General features: G+C 61.8%; 1 protein-coding gene. It reads right to left on the bottom strand.

Annotation, left to right across the window (positions count from 1 at the left end):
* Positions 1-324 precede the first annotated feature (324 nt).
* On the bottom strand, positions 325-1,700 hold a 1,376-nt coding region (mycP, locus tag H343_RS32745), incomplete at its 5' end, for a type VII secretion-associated serine protease mycosin (RefSeq protein WP_486587035.1).

The following is a 1,700-nucleotide window of genomic DNA, read 5'->3' as shown; positions in this document are numbered from 1 at the left end:
CGACCCCCGACGATTCCCGACTGATTGGCGCCAGCACCACCCATGCCAGACCCCATGCCCATTCCCGACCGGCCCATGAGCCCTCGGTTCTGCTGACCCTGAGCCGCACCTAAGGACACCGATGGCAGTGCCCCGAGCAAGGACGTGAGGAGGCTGCGATTGGCCGGCGCACCGGGATCACAAGCCTGCGAGGCTGTTGGACGAATCCCGAATGGCAATACCGTGTGCGAGTTTGAGTGCACTGCCTGCTCGTGAACCGACGCACCACAGTTGGATGCCCAGCTCTCCACTCTTGCTCGAATGACAGGTCCCCCCGGGTCTATGTCAGTGGCGTTGGTCGTTGGGGTGGTGCTGGGGCGGCGGTGGAGTGGGCTGCCACGTAGTGGCGGGCTGGTAACCCCTCGCGACCGTCGGCTGGGACGTGCGGCGGCGACGGATGATCAGAGGTGTGGCGATTGCAGCGCCGAGAAGAGCAGCCCCACCGAGGCCGTAGCCGATCAACGCGCCGGTGGAAGTGCCCTCGTCGTCGGACGCGGCCGGCGCGGCCTGGTCTTCGTCCTTGTTCTTCGCCGCAGCGTCCGCCTTCTTCTTGGCGTCGTCCTCGTTGTACGGGCCCGGCAGGGGATTGGTCTTGGGGTCGCCCGGGTCACCCGGGTTCTTGAGAGCGATACGAGGACGGACCATGCCGTAGCCGATGAAATCATTACTCTCGTCACCGCTCTTGGGTTTGCCAGCGGTGTTCACAAGGACGCGGGTGACTTGATTGGCAGTCCAGTCCGGGTGCTTGGACCAGATGAGAGCTGCGGAGGCGGATGCGAGCGCGGTGGCGCCACTAGTGCCGTGGCCCTTACAGATCTCAGTCCCCCCAGAGCACGAATACACCAGCTCATCACCTGGCGCTGCAAGATCTACCTGCGCTCCGCTCTCCGACTCGTCTGTTGCCACGATCTTCTTGTTTACTGCACTTACGCCTACCACACCGGGCGTAGCTGCCGGGTACATGAGTGGGTTACCCTCTTCGCCGCTGTTACCCACTCCGGCGAAAATCAGCTTCCCTTTCTTCAAGGCATAGTCGATGGCCGACTTCAATTGCGGAGAATTTCCCTCAGACGCAAGCGAGATATTGATGATTTTGGCATCTGACTCTGCAGCATATCGAATAGCGGGAGCCACCCTCCGGCCGAAGGAGGCCTCGACCTCGGCTTGGTTGTTGGCCTTTCTGTCTTCGTCGACACGAAGGGGAAGGATCTTGGATCCTGGCGCCAGACCGTAGGTCCCCTTCTCACTACCTGCCTTACCAGTAGCCGCGATAAGTGTGGCCATGCTGGTACCGTGATTGTTGTAGTCATCATGCGCATCGCCGCGACGGTCTGGTGCGAAGTCCTTCCCCTGGAGGACTTGCCCCTGTAGGTCTTTCAGTGAGCTGTCCACTCCTGAATCGACCACCGCAACCGTGACTCCGTCCCCCTTGCTCGTCTTCCACATCTCTTCTGCCTGCATCGCATCGAGATGCCATTGCTGGGAGCGCGCACTTTCCGCGTGGGCAGGGGTAGCGGCAAGACCAACGAGCACCACGCTGACGGCTCCGACCGTCAGTCTCCTCATCTGTCCAACCGTCAGTACCGTGAGTCCCATGTGGTTCCTTTGGCTCGCTTCACTTACTCGATGACCGGCGGCGCCGTTCTCTGCTTCCCCGGCGA

This window comes from Streptomyces sp. TAA204, assembly GCF_000424965.1.
Note: the sequence above shows the minus strand (reverse complement) of the source record. Positions and strands in the feature narration are given on the sequence as shown.